The 20,675-nt window shown below is 71.4% G+C and carries 16 protein-coding genes; 2 read left to right on the top strand and 14 right to left on the bottom strand.

Annotation, left to right across the window (positions count from 1 at the left end; genetic code table 11):
- Positions 1–112: 112 nt before the first annotated feature.
- The 6 genes from LX15_RS07385 to LX15_RS07365 form a co-directional block, all read right to left on the bottom strand.
- The gene (locus tag LX15_RS07385; RefSeq protein WP_253668744.1) at positions 113–427 is read right to left on the bottom strand and encodes a hypothetical protein; all 315 of its coding nucleotides are present in this window, start codon (positions 425–427) and stop codon (positions 113–115) included.
- Positions 424–753 (bottom strand): hypothetical protein, encoded by a 330-nt coding sequence (locus tag LX15_RS07380; protein WP_253668743.1) that lies wholly within the window; start codon positions 751–753, stop codon positions 424–426. The genes LX15_RS07385 and LX15_RS07380 overlap by 4 nt, the downstream gene beginning before the upstream one ends.
- A gap of 33 nt (positions 754–786) precedes the next feature.
- On the bottom strand, positions 787–1,044 hold the full coding sequence (locus LX15_RS07375) for a hypothetical protein (RefSeq protein ID WP_253668742.1): 258 nt from the start codon (positions 1,042–1,044) through the stop codon (positions 787–789).
- Positions 1,045–2,254: 1,210 nt separating this feature from the next.
- Positions 2,255–2,575, bottom strand: coding sequence for a hypothetical protein (locus LX15_RS07370; RefSeq protein ID WP_253668741.1), 321 nt, complete (start codon positions 2,573–2,575; stop codon positions 2,255–2,257).
- Positions 2,521–2,850, bottom strand: coding sequence for a transposase (locus tag LX15_RS33485; RefSeq protein WP_372502474.1), 330 nt, complete (start codon positions 2,848–2,850; stop codon positions 2,521–2,523). The genes LX15_RS07370 and LX15_RS33485 overlap by 55 nt, the downstream gene beginning before the upstream one ends.
- A 401-nt stretch (positions 2,851–3,251) precedes the next feature.
- Complete coding sequence (locus LX15_RS07365) at positions 3,252–3,725, bottom strand: carboxymuconolactone decarboxylase family protein (protein WP_253668740.1); 474 nt, start codon at positions 3,723–3,725, stop codon at positions 3,252–3,254.
- Positions 3,726–4,250: 525 nt separating this feature from the next.
- On the opposite strand from LX15_RS07365, the gene LX15_RS07360 reads away from it, so the two are divergent.
- A complete protein-coding gene (locus tag LX15_RS07360) occupies positions 4,251–6,353 on the top strand; it encodes a HelD family protein (protein WP_253668739.1) in 2,103 nt (700 codons plus the stop codon).
- 119 nt (positions 6,354–6,472) lie between these two features.
- Here the strand turns inward: LX15_RS07360 and LX15_RS07355 are convergent, their stop codons facing one another.
- The 8 genes from LX15_RS07355 to LX15_RS07320 all read right to left on the bottom strand — a co-directional run bounded on the left by LX15_RS07355 (position 6,473) and on the right by LX15_RS07320 (position 20,115).
- Entirely contained in the window at positions 6,473–7,843 is a 1,371-nt protein-coding gene (locus LX15_RS07355) for a lysine N(6)-hydroxylase/L-ornithine N(5)-oxygenase family protein (protein ID WP_253668738.1), read from the bottom strand.
- A 555-nt stretch (positions 7,844–8,398) separates the two neighbouring features.
- Positions 8,399–8,599 carry a DUF8847 domain-containing protein gene (locus LX15_RS33925; RefSeq protein ID WP_253668855.1) on the bottom strand — a complete coding sequence of 67 codons (201 nt, stop codon included), beginning with the start codon at positions 8,597–8,599 and terminating at the stop codon, positions 8,399–8,401.
- 143 nt (positions 8,600–8,742) lie between these two features.
- Positions 8,743–9,096 (bottom strand): histone-like nucleoid-structuring protein Lsr2, encoded by a 354-nt coding sequence (locus LX15_RS07345; protein WP_253668737.1) that lies wholly within the window; start codon positions 9,094–9,096, stop codon positions 8,743–8,745.
- Positions 9,097–10,042: 946 nt separating this feature from the next.
- Positions 10,043–10,540, bottom strand: a complete 498-nt coding sequence (locus tag LX15_RS07340; RefSeq protein WP_253668736.1) for a universal stress protein — start codon at positions 10,538–10,540, stop codon at positions 10,043–10,045.
- A gap of 229 nt (positions 10,541–10,769) precedes the next feature.
- Entirely contained in the window at positions 10,770–10,979 is a 210-nt protein-coding gene (locus LX15_RS07335; protein ID WP_253668735.1) for an MbtH family protein, read from the bottom strand.
- A 3,045-nt stretch (positions 10,980–14,024) separates the two neighbouring features.
- Positions 14,025–15,680, bottom strand: a complete 1,656-nt coding sequence (locus tag LX15_RS07330) for an outer membrane protein assembly factor BamB family protein (RefSeq protein ID WP_253668734.1) — start codon at positions 15,678–15,680, stop codon at positions 14,025–14,027.
- 384 nt (positions 15,681–16,064) lie between these two features.
- Entirely contained in the window at positions 16,065–18,572 is a 2,508-nt protein-coding gene (locus tag LX15_RS07325) for a glycoside hydrolase family 31 protein (protein ID WP_253668733.1), read from the bottom strand.
- 82 nt (positions 18,573–18,654) lie between these two features.
- Entirely contained in the window at positions 18,655–20,115 is a 1,461-nt protein-coding gene (locus tag LX15_RS07320) for a dihydrolipoyl dehydrogenase family protein (RefSeq protein WP_253668732.1), read from the bottom strand.
- Between the two features lie 177 nt (positions 20,116–20,292).
- On the opposite strand from LX15_RS07320, the gene LX15_RS07315 reads away from it, so the two are divergent.
- Positions 20,293–20,658, top strand: a complete 366-nt coding sequence (locus tag LX15_RS07315; RefSeq protein ID WP_253668731.1) for a bleomycin resistance protein — start codon at positions 20,293–20,295, stop codon at positions 20,656–20,658.
- Positions 20,659–20,675 lie beyond the last annotated feature (17 nt).

The following is a 20,675-nucleotide window of genomic DNA, read 5'->3' as shown; positions in this document are numbered from 1 at the left end:
TGAGGGTCCGGAACTGCTTGAACCCGGTTGAAGCAACGCTCAACCACGTGGCGACACCGATAGAGAGCGGGCCGCAAGCCGGGGAACGACCATCTGTCCGGCCGCGACGCAGTCAGGCGGCTCGCTGGTCCCGGCGTTCGGGGATGACGGCCAGAACATCCCGTCCGCGCGGTTGAGTCCGGACCACATGGCTGGACCAACCCTTGTCCGCGATCTCCCGGTTGGACGGATCATCGGTCGGCCGTGCCCATCGCAGGCCAGGTGAATCTTCCTGGTGGGTCCACCGCAGAACCAGCCGACGACATGACCAACCGATTCGCGCCACCGCAGCGGTCAGGGTCCCGGCGCTGAACAGCATCCCGTCGATCACGCGGATACCTCGCAACAACGGCTCGATCGCCCACCCCTGCTCGCCCGTCAAACTCATGCCGACGCACGACACCCCGGAATCAAGACCGACCTCACCAACTGTGAGGACACGTCCTCAAGCCTGCCCTCAAAGCCAGCTCGGGACGGCGACGAGAACGGAGCGGCCGACAACATGACCAACCGGTTCGCCCCGGTGGTGCGCCGGTGGGCACGCACGGCGCCAGAGCCGACCCAGACCTCCCAGTGGCATTCGCTGATCTCCCCGACGATCACCCGCACCCACACCACCGCAGCGGTCAGGGCCCCGGAGCTGAACAGCATCCCCTTGATCACGCCGATGCCTCGCAACAGCAGATCGATCACCCAGGGATCGAGATCAGCCACACCAACTGTGAGGACACGTCCTCAAGCCTGCCCTCAAAGCCAGCTCGGGACGGCTACGAGAACGGAGCGACCGACGGCATAACCAACCGATTCGCGCCTGTGGTGTGCCGGTGGGCACGCACGCTGCTGGAGCCGACCCAGACCTTCCAGTTGAGGTCCATTGATCGCCTCGGCGATCACCCGCACCCACACCACCGCAGCGGTCAGGGCCCCGGAGCTGAACAGCATCCCCTTGATCACGCCGATGCCTCGCAACAGCAGATCGATCACCCAGGGATCGAGATCAGCCACACCAACTGTGAGGACACGTCCTCAAGCCTGCCCTCAAAGCCAGCTCGGGACGGCTACGAGAACGGAGCGACCGACGGCATAACCAACCGATTCGCGCCTGTGGTGTGCCGGTGGGCACGCACGCTGCTGGAGCCGACCCAGACCTTCCAGTTGAGGTCCATTGATCGCCTCGGCGATCACCCGCACCCGCGCCACCGCAGCGGTGCAGGGTCCCGGCGCTGAACAGCATCCCCTTGATCACGCCGATGCCTCGCAACAGCAGCTCGATCGCCTGTCCCTGCCCGCCGGTCAACTCATGCCCGCGTGCCGCGCCCCGGGGGTCGAGATCAGCCACACCAACCTTGAGGGACAACCCATCGGGTCTGCCCTCAAAGCCAGGTCGAGACGGCAACGAGAACGGGGCGACCGACGGCATAACCAACCGATTCGCGCCTGTGGTGTGCCGGTGGGCGCGCACGCTGCCGGAGCCCACCCAGACCTCCCAATCACGTTCGCTGATCACCCCAGCGATCACCCGCGCCACCGCAGCGGTGCAGGGTCCCGGCGCTGAACAGCGTCCCCTTGATCACGCGGATGCCTCGTAACAGCGGATCGATCACCCACCCCTGCTCGCCGGCCAACTCATGCCCGCGCACGACATCCCGGATTCAAGATCAGCCTCACCAACCTTGAGGACAACCCATCGGGTCTGCCCTCGGAAGGCCACGTCGGGAGGACGACGAGGACGAAGCGGCCCACAACATGACCAACCGGTTCGCCGCGGTGGTGCGCCGGTGGGCGCCCACGCTGCTGGAGCCGACCCAGACCTCCCAGTGGCATTCGCTGATCTCCCCGACGATCACCTGCACCCCACACCACCGCAGCGGTGCAGGGTTCCGGCGCTGAACAGCGTCCCCTTGATCACGCGGATGCCTCGCAACAGCAGATCGATCACCCAGGGGTCGAGATCAGCCACACCGACTGTGAGGACACGTCCTCAAGCCTGCCCTCAAAGCCACGTCGAGACGGCAACGAGAACGGAGCGACCCACAGCATGACCAACTGATTCTCCCCGGTGGGCGCGCACGCTGCTGGAGTCGACCGCCACCTCCCAGACACGTTCGCTGATCACCCCAGCGATCACCCGCACCCCACACCACCGCAGTAGTCGGAGTTCTGGCGCTGAACAGCATCCCGTCGATCACACGGATACCTCGCAACAGCAGATCGATCACCCACCCCTGCCCGCCGGCCAACTCATGCCCGCGCGCGACGCCCCAGGATCAAACGATCGGCCATCCTTGAGGACAAGCCGTAGGGTCTGCCCTCGAAGGTCAGGTCGGGACGGCGACGAGAACGGAGCGGCCCACAGCATGACCAACTGATTCGCCCCGGTGGTGTGCTGGTGGGCGCGCACGCTGCTGAAGTCGACCGAGACCTCCCAGTCGAGTTCGCTGATCACCCCAGCGATCACCCGCACCCGCACCACCGCAGCGGTCAGGGTCGCGGTGGGCGACCACCGCCAGAACCGGTTGTCGACACCGTCCTCCACGGCCCATACCGTGCCGGCGGGTCACGCCATGCCACACCCGTCTTCGCCTTGAACAGCAACCCGTTGATCACGCGGATGGCTCCTCCCCCCGGTGGGCGTCCCTTCCTGCCCGAGGCAGGCAACACCCGCTCGATCACCCACCCCTGCCCGCCGGCCAACGTGCGCGCGTACGACACCCGGGGATCGAGATCAACCACACCAACCTTGAGGACAACCCATCGGGTCTGCCCTCGAAGGTCAGGTCGGGACGGCGACGAGAACGGAGCGGCCCACATCATGACCAACTGGTTCGCCCCGGTGGCGTGCCGGTGGGCACGCACGACGCCGGAGCCCACCCAGACCTCCCAGTCACGTTCGCTGATCAGCTCGGCGATCACCCGCAACCGCGCCACCGCAGCGGTGCAGGGTTTTGGTGCTGAACAACATCCCGTCGATCACGCCGATGCCTCGCAACACCCGCCCGATCACCCACCCCTGATCGCCGGCCAACTCATGCCCACGCACGACACCCCGGAATCAAGATCAGCCTCACCAACTGTGAGGACAGGCCGTAGGACCTGGCAGGGCCTGTTCTCCAGGCGGCGGGTGTGCCGGACCGGCTCCCCGGCACCCGGAGAGGGCGCCCCGTGCCGCCGCTGGCGCGTGGCGGCACGGAGCGCCCCGACGGGCGCGCTCATCACCCGAACTGGCCGGGCTGGTAGTCGCCGGCGGGCTGCCGGACGATGACGTTCACCCGGTTGAAGGCGTTGATGAGGGCGATGAGGGACACCAGGGCCCCGAGCTGCTCCTCGTCGTAGTGCTTGGCGGCGTTGGCCCAGACCTCGTCCGAGACCCCGCCGGCCGCGTCGGCGATGCGGGTCGCCTGCTCCGTCAGCTCCAGGGCCGCGCGCTCGGCCTCGGTGAACACCGTGGCCTCCCGCCACGTCGCGACCAGGTTGAGGCGCACCGACGTCTCCCCGGCGTGCGCGGCCTCCTTGGTGTGCATGTCCGTGCAGAAGCCGCAGCCGTTGATCTGGCTGGCGCGGATCTTCACCAGCTCCTGGGTCGCGGCCGGCAGCGACGAGTCCGCGACGACCCTGCCCGCCGAGATGATCTGCTTCAGGAACCGCGTCGCGACCGGGTTGTCGAAGAGGTTCAAGCGAGCATCCACAGTGCGCTCCTTGCTTGCCGTTGTTGGCGCTTGCACCTTCCTGACGGGACAGCTCGGCAGGACGTGACAGGATCCGATGTGACCTACGTCTCTCCGCCTCACTCGGCCGGCGGAGCCGAGCCCGCCGTCGGCCGGTGTCCACCGTGGACGGACCATCGCCCCGTGGACGGGGCGGCCGGGCCGGCCAGGTGATCAATACACAGTGGACGTTCCCCTGCCAGGAGCCGCCTCCCGCGGCGACCGCCGGAGGGCCACGGGATGTGTCCGCGCGATCACCCAGGATCAGGCGGAACCGGCGAGGAACAGCAACGAGCCACCCGCGTGAGCGTGACTGACAGTCAGTGCATGACCCAGATCGGGTGAGAAATCGTCCCAAACCAGGGGTGTTTCGCCTCCGGTGTGGACACCACCCAGCCTACCTCCGTCACCCCACCGGGACACCCCCCGGTGCTTGGTTCCGCGCCGACGGGGAACACGTACTGTCGCACTTCCGTCTTCCGTCGATCCGTACAGGAGAGAGCCGCGTTGTTGGACGCGTCCATCAGGCAGGCCGAGATCGCCGCCGAGCAGGAGCACGTCGACCGGGTGTACGCCCGGCTGGCCGAACTGCGGGCCGAGGCCGAGACGATGCGGGCGAAGGGCTACGAGCTGGCCCACGGCGCCGGCCAGGAGGCCGCCTTCGAGCAGGCCGCCATGCTGTTCGACAGGGACGCCATGGTGCGCTACGCCAACCGGCTGCTCCAGGCGCTGGACACCGAGCACGAGGGGCTCGTGTTCGGCCGGCTCGACCTGGCCGACGGGCAGGCGCTGCGGATCGGCCGGCTGGGCGTGCGGGACGCGGAGCACCACAACCTGGTGACCGACTGGCGGGCACCGGCCGCCGCCGCGTTCTACCAGGCGACCCCGCAGGAGCCGATGGACGTGCTCCGCCGCAGGGTGATCCACTGCTCCGGCGAGACGGTGACCGACGTCGACGACGAGCCGCTGATGCCCGAGGCGCTGCCCGAGGGGATGCCGATCGTCGGCGAGGGCGCGCTCATGGCCGCGCTGGGCCGCGCCAGGGGCGAGGCCATGCACAACATCGTCGCGACGATCCAGCGCGAGCAGGACGAGGCGATCAGGGCCCCGGCCGGCGGCGTCACCGAGATCACCGGCGGGCCCGGCACCGGCAAGACCGCCGTGGCCCTGCACCGCGTGGCCTACCTGCTGTACCGGGAGCGGCGCCGCCTCGGCACGGGCGTGCTGGTCGTGGGTCCGTCGCCGGTGTTCACCAGCTACATCTCCCGGGTGCTCCCCTCGATGGGCGAGACCAGCGCGGAGCTGCGGTCGCTGGGCGAGCTGCTCGACGGCGTCCGCGCCACGCGGGTCGACCCGCCGGCGGTGGCCGCGGTGAAGGGCTCCTCGCGGATGGTCCGCGTGCTGCGCCGGCTGGTCCGCCAGACGCCACCGGACACGCCCACCGAGATGCGCATCGTCTACGGCGGCGAGGTCATCCGGCTCGACGCGCGGGAGCTGGACCGGGTGCGGCGGCGGGTGCACCGGGCCGGCCAGCCCAACCAGCACCGGGTCGACGCGGCCGAGGCGCTGCTGGAGGCGCTGGCCCGCAAGGCGGAGGAGTACGCCGACGACACCTTCCGCCCCGACCGGGCGGAGATGATCCACGAGCTTGGCGAGCGGATGGAGTTCCACCGCTTCCTCGTCCGGTGGTGGCCGGTGCTGAGCCCGACGTGGGTGCTGAGCTGGCTGCGGGACCGCGACCGGCTGACGCGGGCCGCCAAGGGCGTGCTGAGCCAGGAGGAGGTCGAGCTGCTGGCCGGGGCCGTGGCCGACGGGGACGGCTGGTCCACGGCGGACGTGGCGTTGCTGGACGAGCTGCGGGTCCTGCTGGGGCCGCCGCCGAAGCGCCGCCGGCGGGGCGGCGCGGCGCAGTGGGACCAGGGGTCCTCCGACGGCCGTCCCCGGCGGCCGCAGCACTACGACGAGTACTCGCACATCGTGGTCGACGAGGTGCAGGACGTCTCGCCGATGCAGTGGCGCATGCTCGGCCGGCGCGGCCGCTACGCGAGCTGGACGCTGGTCGGCGACCCCGTCCAGACCTCGTGGCCCACGCCGGAGGAGGCCGAGGAGGCCAGGGACGAGGCGTTGGGTTCGGCGCGGACCCGGCGCAGCTACCGGCTGCGCACCAACTACCGCAACTCGGCGGAGATCTTCGCGGTGGCCGCGTCCGCGTTGGGCGACCTCGCCTCGGCCGAGGAGCTGCCGAGGGCGGTGCGGTCCACCGGCGTGGAGCCGGTGGTGAGCGTGGTGGAGCCGGACGCCCTCGCGTCGGCGACCAGGGAGGCCGCCGCCGAACTGCTGTCCACTGTGGACGGAACAGTGGCGGTGATCCCGGCCATGGACAGGGTCGGGGAGGTGCGCTCCTGGGTCGACGGGCTGGGCGACGACCGGCTGCGGGTCGTCGGCAGCCTCGACGCGAAGGGGCTGGAGTACGACGGCGTGGTGCTGGTGGAGCCGGGCGATCTGCTCGCCGAGTCGCCGACCGGGCGCCGCGCGCTCTACGTCGCGTTGACCAGGGCCACGCAGCGGCTCACGGTCCTGGCCACTGACGGGTCCTGGTCGGCCCGCTGACCAGAGGCGGGGTGGGGACGGGCGCGTCCTCCCCACCCCGCTCGAACCAACGACCAGCGACCGGACGTGGCCGGCGGCGGCTGGCGGTAGCTGGCGGTGGCTGGCGGCCGGAGCGCGGCTCAGGCCGGATTGCCGCTCAACGCGTAGGCCGGACGGGGCGCCGCCGTCGGTCGGCGGCCGTGGTCGATGATCGAGTTGAGGATCTCGCCGACCCGGACGGCCGTGGTGGACAGCAGCGTCGAGGTGATCCCGTGCGTGTGCTCGGTGGCCCCCTGGACGTAGATGCCGGCCCGCACCGCGTCGTCGGTCACCACGCGGTAGTCCCGGCCGATCCTCGGCCGCCCCGCCTCGTCCCGCCGACACAGGCCGGCCAACGGGCCGAGGAGTTCCAGGGGATCGCTCGGCCGGTACCCGGTGGCGTAGACGACGACGTCCGCGTCGAGGGGCGTGCGCCGACCGGTGGGGAGGAACTCGACGGCGGCGCGGACCCCGTCCCCGGTCTCCCGCACGTCCACCAGGCGCGAGGCGTGCAGGATGCGCAGGCGCTCCCGCCCCGACACCTTCTCCGCGTAGGTCCTGCGGTAGAGGTCGTCGATCAGGTCGACGTCCACCACCGAGTAGTTGGTGTTGCGGTGGTAGTCGACGAGCATCCGCTTCACCGGCTCCGGCGCGGCGTAGAAGGTGTCGACCGCCTCCGGGTCGAAGATCCGGTTCGCGAACGAGCTGTCGTCCGCCGGGCTGTAGCCGTAGCGCGCGAACACCGCGCACACCTCGGCCGAGGGGAACGTCCGGTGCAGGTACTCGGTGGTCTCGGCCGCGCTCTGCCCCGCGCCCACCACCACGAACCGGCGCGGCGTCCCGGTCAGCCCCTCGATCCGGGAGAGCAGGTCGTGGTTGTGCCAGATCCGCTCCGACAGCCGCACGTCGGCCGGCAGGTGCGGGCGCAGGCCGGGGGCCAGCACCAGGTTCCTGGCGCGGTACCGGTCGGCGCCCCCGTCGCCGCGCCGGACCGCCACGTCCACGGCCACGACCTCCCCGTCGTGGTCCGTCACGGGCTCGACGGCGACGACCTCGGAGTCGTACCGCGCCAGGTGCCCCACGCGCGCGGCCGCCCACTCCAGGTAGTCGTGGAACTCCGTGCGCAACGGGAACAACGTCTTGTGGTTGACGAAGTCGACCAGGCGACCGCGCTCCCTGAGGTAGCACAGGAAGCTGTACGAGCTGGTCGGGTCGCGCATCGTCACCAGGTCCTTGAGGAAGGACACCTGCATGGTGGCGTCGTCGAGCAGCATCCCGCGGTGCCAGCCGAACCGGGGCTGTCGCTCCAGGAACACGGCGTCGACCCGCTCCCCCGCCGGCGACCGCCGGGCGTGCTCCTCGACCGCGACGGCCAGCGCCAGGTTGGACGGACCGAACCCGACGCCCACCACGTCGCGGACGACGCCGTCACCCTCGCCGCCGGTCGGTCCCTCGCCCGCCCCAGACGTCACCGCTACCCCCAGTCCTCGACGGTTCCCGCAGGTCCCGTCCCTCAAAAGTAGGTTAGGCTCACCTAATATCGCCGTTGATGTTGTTGTCAAGCGGACCGACAGGGCACGGCATGGGAGACGCGTCACGACCGACCAACCGACGCGACGGCCGGCGACGCGACAGGTTCCGGAAGGGGGTTGGCGTGATCTCGGCAAGTGCCGGCGGGCACGGGCCGGGAAGGGGACCAGAACCGCCGGAAGGGATCACGAAGATCGACCGGGACGGGGAACGGCCGGGGTTCGGCGGAACCGCCGAACATCACGAACACGGACGCCGGACGAACCCGGATGAACGCGGGAACCCCCGGAACCCGAGGAACCGCGCACGCCAACGACGGGAACGCGCGCCGAACAGCACCCGACGCGACGACGAACGTGGCGGCACGGCGTCAGCGATCACGCCGGGAGAAGGAAACCCCAATGGCGGAACGGGCAACACGAGTGCCCGATCGGACCACCACCGGGGGTGGAGACGACAACGTCCGGGCCCGCGATGGAACGGGACCCGGACGTTGACTACGGAACCGGCCGAAGCCGGTACTCCCAGCCCTGTTCCGCGTTGTACTCAAGGTCGTAGTGGTGCAGGATCTTCGGACCGTTGTGCAGGTGCACGTGGGTGACCGTCCGCAAGGGTGAGCCGGACGGCGCCGAAAACGTCTCCCAACGCCCGTCCAGCGGCCCACCGACAAAGCGGGCGAGATACGTTTGCGAGCCCACGGCCCTCCCATCCACGGTGTCCACCAAAACCCAGGGTACGCACCGTGGATCGAATGGCGACAGCCTCGCGGTGTCACCCGTCCCGCACCAGGCCGACGCCCGGCGGCGGCGTCACCCGCCGCGGCCGACCGCCGACCCGACCGTCACTCGTTGGCCTGGTGGTAGGCGTTGAGCACCTCCGTGGAGATGCGCCCCCGCTCCGAGACCTTCATCCCGCGCTTGCGGGCCCACTCCCGAATCGCCTGGTTCTGCTCGCGATCGGCGCTGGCGGGACGACCGCCCCCCTTGCGCGCGGTGGTGGCCCCACCCCGCTTGCGCCCCCCGCCGGCCCGGCGCGCGCTCGCCACGAACGTGGCCAACGCGTCCCGGAGCTTGCCGGCGTTCGTCGCCGACAGATCGATCTGGTACGCGACACCGTCCAACGCGAACTCGACGGTCTCCTCGGCCCGGGTGCCGTCCAGATCGTCCACGAGTTCCACGGTGACCTTCTGTGCCATCCGCCTCGCCCTCCCCGATAACCGCGCATTCCACGCGGCGACTTGTGCGTCAGGGGCGCTCACCATACTCCGACGGCGAGTCGCATCGCAATTATGACGCATTTCTGGCCTTCGGCGACAGGGGTTTGCACGCGGACGGCCGACGGAGAGGCGGCAACCCGGCGACACAGCGGCGCCCGACACTCCACCAGGCGTTATCGAAAGGGGGAGAGCCGGGATGCGGGTGTGAAATAGTGTGCACGTTCCGGCCGGGTCCAGCGACTCGATCCCCTGTCAAGCCCCGGCCGCACCAATCGACCTCGGGTGTTTTGCCTGACCGGACATGCCGCCACCCACCGGACGCGCACCCGCGTCCGGCCGCGCCCGAACGACCCACGGCCCGCCCGCCGACGGCGGGTCCGCGCGGCTGACCTGCGCCCGGGGAACCCCCGTCGCAGCCGTCCCCGCCGTCCGGCCCCGGACCGTCCGGCCGTGACCGCCCCGCCGAACGCCCCCGAGCCCGGTCATCCCTGGTCAAACCGGTCATCCCCGGCGGTTCTCCTGGCACGTGATTCACGCCACGGACCGGGGATCGCCGCCCGGAACCCCCGCGCGACAAGGCGACATCGCTTCCGACGATGTTGTTGTTTGACAGGGGAACGGATCTCCGGCGGGCCCGTTCCCCCATGATTGCCGCGCCGTCGGCCGCCGGTTCTCCAGCCGTTGACGAGCCGCTTCCCAGGCCGTTCAGGGTGTTCGGGTGGGATGATTCCCCGCTCGTTGACCGCCGCGCGGCCAACCCGACGACCGCGGCGTTGGCCGGCCGAAGGGTGAATGGAACGCGCTCGGGGCGCGGCCGTCCGAGTGTCGCGCGCCCTCCGCGGCGACCGCCCGGCACTCGTGCCACCGCCCAGCCGGGCGCGTCCCCGCACCGCGGGGAGGTGCGGGGACGGGGCCGGACGCCGGATCAGGCGGTGGGCGGGACGGAGGGCTCGCCGTGCTGCCGGGACCTCCTCGGCGGCGGCAGCACGACGACCGGGCACCGGGCGTGCCGCACGCAGGTCGTGCTCACCGAGCCCAGAGTGATCTCCCGGAGCAGGCCGCCCCGGTGCGCGCCCACGACGAGCAGGTCCGCGTCGGTCGCGGCGTCGAGCAACACGGCGGCGGGCGGCCCCTGCGCGACGCTGATCCGGACCACCGGCGGCTCGGGCAGCTCCGCGAGCAGCTCGTCCACCTCGCGGCGCAGGTCCTCCTCAAGCTCGCCGGGCACGTCCCTGGTGGAGGCGAAGGCGAACTCGGTCAGCGGCTCCGGCACCCACGCCGTGACCACGCGGACCGCGCAGCCACGGACCAGCGCCTCCTCGACGGCCCAGCGCAGCGCCCGCTGTCCCGCGTCCGAGCCGTCCACGCCGACGACGATCTCCCGCGACCGCCCCGACTCGTCACCGATGGCGGAACGCTCCATGAACACCTCCGGGCTGGCCTGTCACGGTCCCACCCAGTCCAACACCGCGCGACGGCAGCCGCGCGGCGTGGCGGGCGGCCGGCACGGCGACCACGCCACCCACGCCGCTGCCCGGCGGCCGCAGGGGCGGACACCGGGCAGCGTGACGAGCGGGACGCGACGAGCCGCGACTCGCCGCGCCGGGACCGGCGTCGCGGCCTCAGGCCGATGGCGTCCGTGGACGGGCGCCTCAGCCGCCCATGGCCTCGATCAGGCTCTTCGGCCGCATGTCGGTCCAGTGGGTGTTGACGTAGTCGAGACAGGCCTGGCGGCTGTCCTCGCCGTGGACCACCGCCCAGCCGGCGGGCACCTCGACGAAGGCCGGCCACAGCGAGTGCTGGCCCTCGTCGTTGACCAGGACGAGGAACCGCCCGTCCTCGTTGTCGAAGGGGTTGGTCACGCCTGTTGCTCCTCTCCGCCTCGGCCGGGCTCCGGGAGGTCCGACCACCGCCGTCCGCGCACCCCGCGCCGGGCCGGGTGGACCACGGACCACGTCCACCGCCGGCGCCACCGGCCGGGGAGCGCGGAGTTAGCCTACCCTTACTTCGTTCGGGACCGGAGTGCGAGAACGGGTGAGCGTGGCCGCTCCCCTACACCACCCGATCGTGGCCGCCGGGACCAGCCCCACGACGGACGCGCCAAGTCCTCAGTAGACAGAAATGTCCTCAATAGACTCCGCCAGTCCACTCAGGACTAATGATCAGACGAAAAGCACGCTCACCACACCTGATCCAGTCGAGCCGCTGAGAAAACAACACCCGAACTCGACAGAGACCAGTTCTCGCACCGCCCCACTCGGCGCCACACTCCCGGGGTGAACCGCTCTCACGACACCGAGAACCGCACTCCTGAATTCGAGCTACACCGTTTCGGTGAGCCGTCCCCCATCTGACGGGCACCGACCGGGCGTCGACGACGAGACCACTTCGGATTCCCCCGTGCTGACGGACACGCCGGGCCGGTCCGAACTGTCGGGGGCGTGCCCTGGCGTTGAGGGCCGAGACCGCCTGATCCTTCACGGCCGAATTACGGCGACCTCCCCGAACCCCACCGGGCAGCAGCGGCCCGTTTGGCCAGGTGAGGGCGGTAACCGTCGGACAGCGCCTCCGGGTCAGGCGGTCGCGGCACCGGCTTCTGAGGCCGGTGAGGATCGCAAGCTGGCGTGCGAGCCCGCAGCCGAAGCACGGCACGCAGGCAGAACCGGCCCCACAAGCCCCCGGAAGGAGCGGGAGGAACGCAACCCGCTGACGGGACCTGTTGACCATCCCGCTCCGCCCGCAGTGCCGGCCCTACAGACCCGGTGCCGATCACGACGTCGCCCTCGAAGGCGTCATCAGCGCCGCGAAGGTGCAGCACCGGCCTCTGAGGTCATGAGCATCGCAACATGAGCACACCGGGTGGCACATCGTTGGTCTGCGCCAGCACCGGCCCCTCAGGGCCGGCGGGGATCGCAACAGCGAGGACGTGGCGCTGGACAAGCGTCTGCCATGCTCCCCGAGCCCTCCAGGTCCGGTGAGCACCGCAACGACCACGAACAGGCGGCCGATCTCCGGGTGCCGCACGCCCTTCGCTCGCAGCGAGGATCGCGACAACGTTGGGATCTCGGGCACGACCGCTGCGGCAGGCAGCACCAACCCCCTCAGCCGGGAGAAGACCGCAACGGCGGACACCCGGGTCGCAACGGCGGCCGTGGCCGGCAGCACCGGCTCGTCAGGACCGGTAAGGAACACAACTCGCCACGGCAGATCACCGCCAGGCGGCCAGCGACGGCAGCACTGGACCCATCAGTGTCAGCGGAGAACCGCAATCGGCCGCAGGTCCCACCGAGGTGGGGTCGCTCGCCAGTAGCACCGGCCACAGGCCCGGTGAGGATCGCAACCGGGAGCCCAGGGCCGGCAGGGACTGTCGGCGTCGGGCAGCCCTGGGGCCCTCGGCCGGCAAGGATCGCAACAGATTGGCCCCGATGCGGCGGACCACCGTCTCGTGCAGCATCAGCCCCGCGGAGCCGGTGAGGATCGCGACAACAATCCGCCCTGGCCGGCCCCGGGCGCATCGCGCCGGAGCACCACCAGCCCTTCAGGTCTGGCGAGCATCGCGACCCCGTCACCGTCCCGGGCAGCTCGCCGATCGCAGCACCGGCGACCGGCCCGGTGAGGAACACAACATCCACCCCATCCCGCCTCACTGATCGCCTGCCGCAGCACCGGCCCCTCGGCCGGTGAGGATCGCAACCGCCGTGGGCACACCGGCGAGACGCCACCCCGGACAGCACCGACCCCACCGTCGAGGACGACTGTCGATCTGGCGCAGCAGCGGCCGCCTCCGTCGGCGAGAACCGCAAACCGGACGACCGGGCCGCTACAGCAGCCGTGACCATGCAGCACGGCCCCTCAGAACCGGTGATGCTCGCCACCCGCATCTCCCGGCGTTCCCCCGCGCAGGTCTCCTCGACCGCCAAGGATCGCAAAATCGCCCCCAGATGCGGCTCGCCATCGCCTCGCGCAACATCCGCCCCTCAGAGCCGGTGAGGATCGCAACTCATCGAGGCACTCCCCAACGGCACCAACCAGAAGAGCAGCATCGACCCCTCAGGCCGGTGAGGATCGCAGCGTCAGCTCCGGGTGGATCGACGAGAGTGCTGCGGCCCGGCCAGTGAGGATCGCAACCGGGAGCCCAGGGCCGGCAGGGACTGTCGGCCTCGGGCAGCCCCGGTGCCCTCGGCCAGCGAGAACCGCAACAGATCGGCCCCGATGCGGCGGACCATCGTCTCGTGCAGCACCGGCTCTTCGACATCGGTAAGCACCGCAACCCCAGCACTGACCCGGGCAGCTCGCCGATCGCAGCACCGGCGACCGGCCCGGCCAGTGAGGATCGCAACCGGGAGCCCAGGGCCGGCAAGGACTGTCGGCCTCGGGCAGCCCCGGTGCCCTCGACCGGCGAGAACCGCAAACCGGGCACTCGGACCACTACAGCAGCCGTGACCGTGCGGCCCACCCCTCAGAACCGGTGTTGATCGCGACCCTGGCGGTTCAGCAACGAGTGACATTGCGGGACAGCACCGGATCTGAGGCCCGGTCAGGGACGCGATTGGGAGCCCGAAGCCGGCGGGGACTGTCGATCTGGCGCAGCAGCGGCCCCTCGGCCGGCGAGAACCGCAACAGATCGGGCCGGATGCGGCGGGCCTCGTTTCGTTCAGCACAAGCTCCACAGGCCTGGTGGGGATTGCGGCCGCTCCTCGCGCACCAGGTGGCCGGTCTGGTCTCGGCAGCACTGGCTTCTCAGGGCCGGTGAGGGTCGCGGCGCGCAGGCGGCCGGAGGCATGCACCGCTGGCTCCTGCGCAGCAGCACCGGCCACCTCGGCCGGTGAGCAACGCGACAGCCTGTGCTGGTCCACGCGCAGAAAGGGCTCCCCGCCCGGAGGCGGGGAGCCCCAGAGGGAGTGGAGTCAGCGCAGGGAGAACGCCAACAGCACCGATCCCTTGTCCGTCGGGTAGAACTTGCCGAACTGTCCGAAGTAGCCGGAGTTGACGTAGAGCACGCCGTCGGCGACGACCGCGCCACCGCCGCCGGAGATGCCCTGCCCGTGGCCGGGCAGTCCGTTCACGCCCTGGAAGTCCCGGATCGTGTCGAACTCCCACAGGACCCGGCCGTTCTCGGCGGAGTAGGCGCGCATCTTGCCGTCGGCGCTGCCCTCGTAGACCACGCCGGGGCTGGTCGTCACGGCCGGGGTGTTCGCCAGCGCGCAGACGTCGGGGTGTCCGGCGGCTCCCCCGGTGCTGCACCCGTTGGCGGGGTGCTTGGTCTCCCACAGGGTGCGCCCGGTGGCCGGGTCCAGGGCGAACAGCGAACCCGGGTCAGCGAACCAGGTGGCGACGTAGAGCCGGTGCCCGTCGTAGCTCGCGCCCCACTGGACCCCGCCGACGCCGCCGTTGGGCCACGCCTTGCCGAGCTGGCGCTGCCAGACGACCTCGCCGGTGCGGGCGTCGAAGACGTGGTAGACACCGCTCTTCTGGCCGATGCCGACGAGCTTGCGCCCGTTGGCGGTGAAGAGGTTGGGCATCGCGCCGAAGTCGTAGTCGAGGTTGGCGCCCTCGCTGGCTCCCGGGCAGTAGCCGGGCGGCTGGGTCGGGTCGGCGCACAGCGTGCGCCAGACGTCGGGGAAGGTCATCTGCCGCTTCCAGCGCACGGCTCCGGTCGTCGCGTCCAGCGCGAGGACGGTGTCCGTCTCGCCTTCCTTGCCGGTGTAGTTCTGGCCGGTTCCGACGTAGAGCGTCCTGGTGGCCGGGTCGATGACCGGCGAGCTCCACACCCCGCCGCCGGAGGGCTCGAACCGCGCGGCGCCGCTGGGCCAGGTGCCCACCTGCTGGGGCTCTGGCACCGTGTGGTGCCGCCAGACCAGCGCGCCGGTGTCGACGTCCAGCGCGTCGATGTGCCCTCGGAACGTGCAGCAGGCGGTCTCGGGGCCGCCGGCGTTGTCCCCGCTGGACACCCCGACGTACACCCGGCCGCCGAAGACGATCGGCGAGCTGGTCACCACGGCGGCGGGATGGGTGTCGATCCGGGCGTTCCACGCCAGCTTCCCGGTCTTCTGGTCCAGCGCGTACAGGTAGCCGCGGTAGTCGCCGAAGAAGATCTTGCCGTTGGCGACGGCCGGGCTGTCGCGCACGACGGCGATCCCGGTGTCCGGGTCGACCGTGCCGAGGTCGAAGCTCCACCGCGTGGCGCCGGTCTTCGCGTCCACGGCGTAGAACTTCCCGTCGGTGCTGCCGAAGTAGGCGATCCCGCCCACGATCGCGGGCTGGCTCCTGGCGGTGAGCATCCCGGCGAGGTTCGGGTCGTTCGGTCTGGGGTGGGTGAACGCCCACCTGAGCTGGAGATCACCCACGTTCGCGGGCGTGATCCGGCGCTCCGCCCGGTTGGACCGGGAGCCGGAGAGGTCCTTCTGCCAGGTCGGCCAGTCCCGCGACGCGGCGGCGTCGCCCTCCTGACCGGTGTCGGTGGGGTCGGCCGCCGGGCTCACGCCACTGCTGAGCAGGAGCACCGCCAGCGGGGCGGCGAGACAGGCGAGGAGCCGGGTACGCCTTCGTCCGATGACATGCACGTCGTTCCCCCTGATCCCGATGTCATGCGGATCGGATATGGCTGCGGTGGTCGGCATAGCCGGCACCCACGGTGGCAGAGCGGGGTGGACCCGTCGACCCGCCATCTGGTGCGATTCACGCCCGTCGCCCTTGTGCTGCTTGGATTTCCCGTCGTCTCTTGCCGGTTTCTGTCGGCCCCGCCTCCACATTCGACCCGTCATCCTGAGGAGGGGCGCTCCCCAGCCTGGATACGTCACGGCAGATGGTGGACAGGAGTGGCGTCCGGCGCGGGAGTGGACGCGCCCCGCCGAGAATGTCGATCAGGGCAACGCGTTCCGCCCCGGATCGGATCACCGCGATCACCGCGAACGCGGCGAGCGCCGTGGCCCCGAGGACGGCGGCGATCAGTGGGCGCGGCGCGTCGGCCCCTGGTGCCGGAGCAGGGAGTCGAGCCGTTCCACGCGGGCCGGCAGCGCCTGCTCGACCGGCACCGTGATCGGCTGCGAGCACTGGGAGCAGGACAGCAGCGACGAGATCTTCCCCACGGCGAACCCGACGGTCGTGGCCCGCGCGGTGGGGACGGGGGCGGTCCGCACGGTCAGGGTCCGGCTCGCCGGGTCGTAGGAGTAGCCGGGTCCGCTCGCGCTCTGCCCGACGCCGGCCCCGTTCACCCAGACCCCGGTGGGCGGGTCCACGTCCCGGAACCGCGCCGTCCACGCGCGTTTCGCGACCTGGCCGGGGTAGTGCCCCTGCGCGGCGCCGATGGTCAGGTTCCCCGTCTGCCGGCCGTTGTCCTGGTGGTAGCGAATCGGCGTGGTCGCGTGCTGGCCGTGCCGGTAGCCCAGCCCCTCCCCCGCGTCCTCGTAGAGGTCGAACGAGCCCGAGCCGCCGGCGGCCACGTCCAGCGTCACCGCCGTCATGGGCCGCTGGTCGGAGTGGTCCACGTAGTCGGAGCGGGTCGGCAGCACCCCGCCGGCGCGGAGGAACACCGGCATCCGGGACAGGTCGGCGCTGACCGTGGCCGTGCCCGGCCCCGTGTGGCGGCGGCCGGTGAAGTAGTCGACCCACGTGCCCGGCGGGAACCACACCGGGGTGTCCACGGCGCCCGTGCCGGGGCGGGTCACCGGCGCCACGAGGACGTCGTCGCCGTACAGGAACTCGTGTTTGTGGGAGTACGCCTCGTCGTGCTCGGGATAGTTGAGGTAGAGCGGTCGCACTATGGGCAGGCCGGTGTCGTGGGCCTGCCGGGCGAGGGAGTACGAGTAGGGCACCAGACTCGACCGCAGCCGCAGGAAGGCCTCGGCCGACTCCTGCGCGGGGCCGGGGTAGTCCCACGGCAGGCGCAGCCCGTGGTTGGAGTGCAGACGCAGGATCGGTTGGAACGTGCCGAGCTGGATCCACCTGGCGTAGAGGTCGTCGGGGAGCTTCTCCGCGTTGTGCGCCCCGATGTCGTGTGTGACGTAGGGGTTCCCGGTGTTGCCGTGCGCCGCCGTGTAGAACGCGGCGAACGGCAGCAGTTCCCACGAGGAGTTGGTGTCGGCGGTGAAGTGGATGTTGTAGCGGTGTTCGGCCCAGGGTCCCTGCGGGTACTGCTGGCTCTCGCCGTACCCGGTGAACCCGCTGCCGCCGCGCGCGTAGGTGAACCCGCGGAAGCCCCGCTTCTCGTCGCGGAGGGCGTACTGCGCGTTGAGCCAGGTGTCCGGTGTGACGCCCTCGATGTCGGCCCGGCTGCCGTCGCAGCACCAGTCGTTCCACCACAGGCGCACGCCCTGGTCCTCGAAGGGCCGGTGCAGTTCGAAGTACGCGCGCAGTTGCTGCTCGTCGGCCCAGTCGAAGACGTGGCACTCCGTCGGGCAGTCCCCCTTCGGCAGGTCCTTGCCCAGCATCGCCCGCACCTGCGCGTACTTCGGGTCGCGCGGGCTGATGCTGTTGTGGATGTTCAGCGCGACCCGCAGCCCCTGTTTCCGCGCCCACGTCAGGAATCCGGCGGGGTCGGGGAAGAGCTTCCGGTTCCAGTTCCAGCCGTTCCACGGGTCGGGGCTCTTGTAGTCGGTGTCCACGACCAGGACGTCCAACGGGACGCGCCGCGCGCGGAACCGGGGCACCACGTCCTGCTGGAAGTTCGCCGCCGAGTACGGGTGGTAGCGGGAGAACCAGTTGCCGAACGCCCAGCGCGGCAACAACATCGGCGGCCCGGTGAGGTCGCGCAGGTCGCGCAGCCCCTGCCGGTAGTCGTGGCCGTACCCGAAGAAGTAGCCGTCCTGGTAGGGCCGGTCCCTGGGCGCGCGGGGCACGAGCGAGCCGTCCTCGGCCACCAGCGCCGTCCTGCTGTCGTCGAGCAGGTACCAGCCCTCGCGGGAGAGCAGGCCGTCGTGCAGCGGCACCGGGCCGGACGCCAGGTCGAGGCTGCGCCGCCAGCCGCCGAGGTTGCCAGGCGAGGGGGCGCCCGCGCCGGTGCCGTCGGCGAAGCTCGGGCGCGCGGTCACCGCGCGGTCGCCGGCCGTCAGGTCGACCGAAAGGTTGTCGGGACCGAACGGCTCCCCGTCCTGTCGGTGCCGCAGGGTGAGCCGCTCGGTGCGGATGACCCGGGTCCCGTCCTCCACCCACGTGTCGAAGGCGGCGCCGGGGAAGTCGCGGTTGACGGCGTTGAACGACGGGCGGTCCTCGAACCGGCCGTCCCGCGCGTACTCCAGCCGCACCAGGGTCGGCGACAGCACCATGAAACGGGTGGGGCCGTCGACGATCGCCTCCTCGGGCGCCCGCGCGCGCCCCGGCGGCACGGACAGCACGGACGTCGGCGTCGTCGCCGCGGTGGAGACCCCGGCCCCCGGCGATCCCGCCATGCTCAGCGGGAGCACCGTCGTCATCAGCAACGCCAGTGCCCGACCCACAGTCCCGGCGACGCGTCCCACCAGCCCATGGTGGCACCGTCGCCGACCCTCCACTCCGGACGGCCGCCTCACGTGTCGCCGGAAAGGGTTACGCCGCAGGGGATCAGCCGCGCGCATGGAGATCGTCCAGTGCGGACTCGACGGCGCGGTGGAAGGTCGGGTAGGCGTAGATCATGCGGCGCAGGCGTTCCGTCGGGACCTCGCCGTGCACGGCGACGGCGAGCGCGCCGAGCACCTCGCCACCGTACGGCCCGACGACGGTCGCCCCCACCAGCACGCCGCGCTCGGCGTCCTCGACGACCTTGACCAGTCCCGTGCCGGCGCGGTGGATCCACCCCCTGGCCGAGGCCGACAGGTCGGTGCTCCCGGTCCGCACCGTCAGCCCCCGCTCCCTGGCCTGGGCCTCGGTCATCCCGACCGAGGCGACCTCGGGGTCGGTGAAGGTCACCCTGGGCACGGCGCGGTAGTCGGCCCTCTCCCCCTCGCCGTCGCCCGCGCCGGCGTCGCCCCCGCCGCCACCGCCGTCGCCGCCGTCGCCGCCGTCGCCGCCGTCGCCGCCGGAGGCCAGGATGTCGGCGGCGGCGATCCTGGCCTGGTACATCGAGACGTGGGTGAACGCCCCGCGCCCCGTCACGTCGCCCACCGCCCACACACCGGGCGCCAGCCGCATCCGCTCGTCCACGTCCAGGGTCCTGGCGTTCTCGTCCAGCCCCAGCGCGCCCACGCCCAACGCGGCGAGGTCGGTGCGCCGGCCAGCCGCCACGAGCAGGCGTTGGGCGCTCAGCTCCTCCCCGGACTCCAGCGTCGCGGTGAAACCGCCACCGGCCCCGTCGTGGTCGAAGCGCCGCACCTGGACACCGGCCCGCACGGTGATCCCCTCGGCCTCGAAGGCCTTGGTGAGGATCTCCGACGCCTCCGGTTCCTCCCCGGCCAGCAGGCGCTCCTTCACCTCAATCACCGTCACCCGGCTGCCGAACCGGGCGAAGACCTGCGCGAACTCGCAGCCGACCGGTCCGGCGCCCAGGACCAGGAGCGACCCCGGCGCCCGCTCGGCCGCCACCGCGTCCCGGTTCGTCCAGTACGGGGTGTCGGCCAGGCCGTCGATCGGCGGCGCGGTCGGCTCGGTGCCCGGGTTGAGCACGATGGCGCGCCGCGCCCGGAACACCTGATCTCCGTCCGAGGTGGAGACGGTGACCTCGCCGGGCGCGGTGATCCGCCCACGCCCGCGCACGAACCGTCCCCCCGCGTCGGCGAACCGCCGGACCGCGACCCCGTCGTCCCAGTCGTCGGTCGCCTCCCGACGGATGCGGGTCGCGACCGGGGCGAAGTCGGGGCTGGCCTGCGCCGCGCCGGCCAGGCCGTCGACCCGGCGGGCCTCGGCGAGCACGTCGCCCGCGCGCACCATCATCTTGGTGGGGACACAGGCGTAGTACGGGCACTCGCCGCCCAGCAGCCGGGCCTCCACGCCCACGACGTCGAGGCCGGCCCCGGCCAACCGGGTCGCGACGTGCTCCCCGCCGGGTCCCATCCCGACGACCACGACGTCCACGTCCTGTGCGGGCATCGCCACTCCTCTCGGACCGGGGCACCCGCCGGACGGATCACCGGCGTGCCGGACCCCCGCGTGCAGCCCATCACAGGCGGTGCCGGTTCGCAGGGAAGACCCCCGACCGGGCGCATGCGGTGGTGACGGGGCGACGGGACCGCCGGCGTTGTCGGGGGGTGCTGGGATCCTGCCGGCATGACGGTCGTGACGATCCCGATCCTGCCCAGCCCCGACCTCGACGCCACCGCCCGCTTCTACGCCACGCTCGGCTTCACCGCCCAGGAACGGCACCCCGAGTACCTCGTCGCCAGTCGCGCGGACGGCGCCGAGCTGCACTTCTTCCCACACCCGGACATGGACCCGAAGGTCGACGCCGGCGGCTGCTACGTCCGGTTCACCACCGCCGCCGAGGCGCGGGAGCTGCACGACGAGTGGGCCGCGCTCGACCTCGGCGACGCGCGGCTGCACCCGCCGGTCGAGACCGACTACGGCCTGCTGGAGTTCGCGTTGATCGACCCGCACGGGAACCTGCTGCGGATCGGCGGCTTCCTCGGGCGTTGACGCCGGGTGGCGCGTCG

It is taken from the genome of Streptoalloteichus tenebrarius (assembly GCF_024171885.1).
GTDB lineage: Bacteria > Actinomycetota > Actinomycetes > Mycobacteriales > Pseudonocardiaceae > Streptoalloteichus > Streptoalloteichus tenebrarius.
Note: the sequence above shows the minus strand (reverse complement) of the source record. Positions and strands in the feature narration are given on the sequence as shown.

What these genes read in the sequence shown, in the direction of transcription:
- LX15_RS07385 (WP_253668744.1), bottom strand. Translation starts at nt 427, where the DNA reads ATGAGTTTGACGGGCGAGCAGGGGTGGGCGATCGAGCCGTTGTTGCGA.
- LX15_RS33485 (WP_372502474.1), bottom strand. Translation starts at nt 2,850, where the DNA reads ATGTGGGCCGCTCCGTTCTCGTCGCCGTCCCGACCTGACCTTCGAGGG.
- LX15_RS07345 (WP_253668737.1), bottom strand. Translation starts at nt 9,096, where the DNA reads ATGGCACAGAAGGTCACCGTGGAACTCGTGGACGATCTGGACGGCACC.
- LX15_RS07340 (WP_253668736.1), bottom strand. Translation starts at nt 10,540, where the DNA reads ATGGAGCGTTCCGCCATCGGTGACGAGTCGGGGCGGTCGCGGGAGATC.
- LX15_RS07320 (WP_253668732.1), bottom strand. Translation starts at nt 20,115, where the DNA reads ATGCCCGCACAGGACGTGGACGTCGTGGTCGTCGGGATGGGACCCGGC.
- LX15_RS07315 (WP_253668731.1), top strand. Translation starts at nt 20,293, where the DNA reads ATGACGGTCGTGACGATCCCGATCCTGCCCAGCCCCGACCTCGACGCC.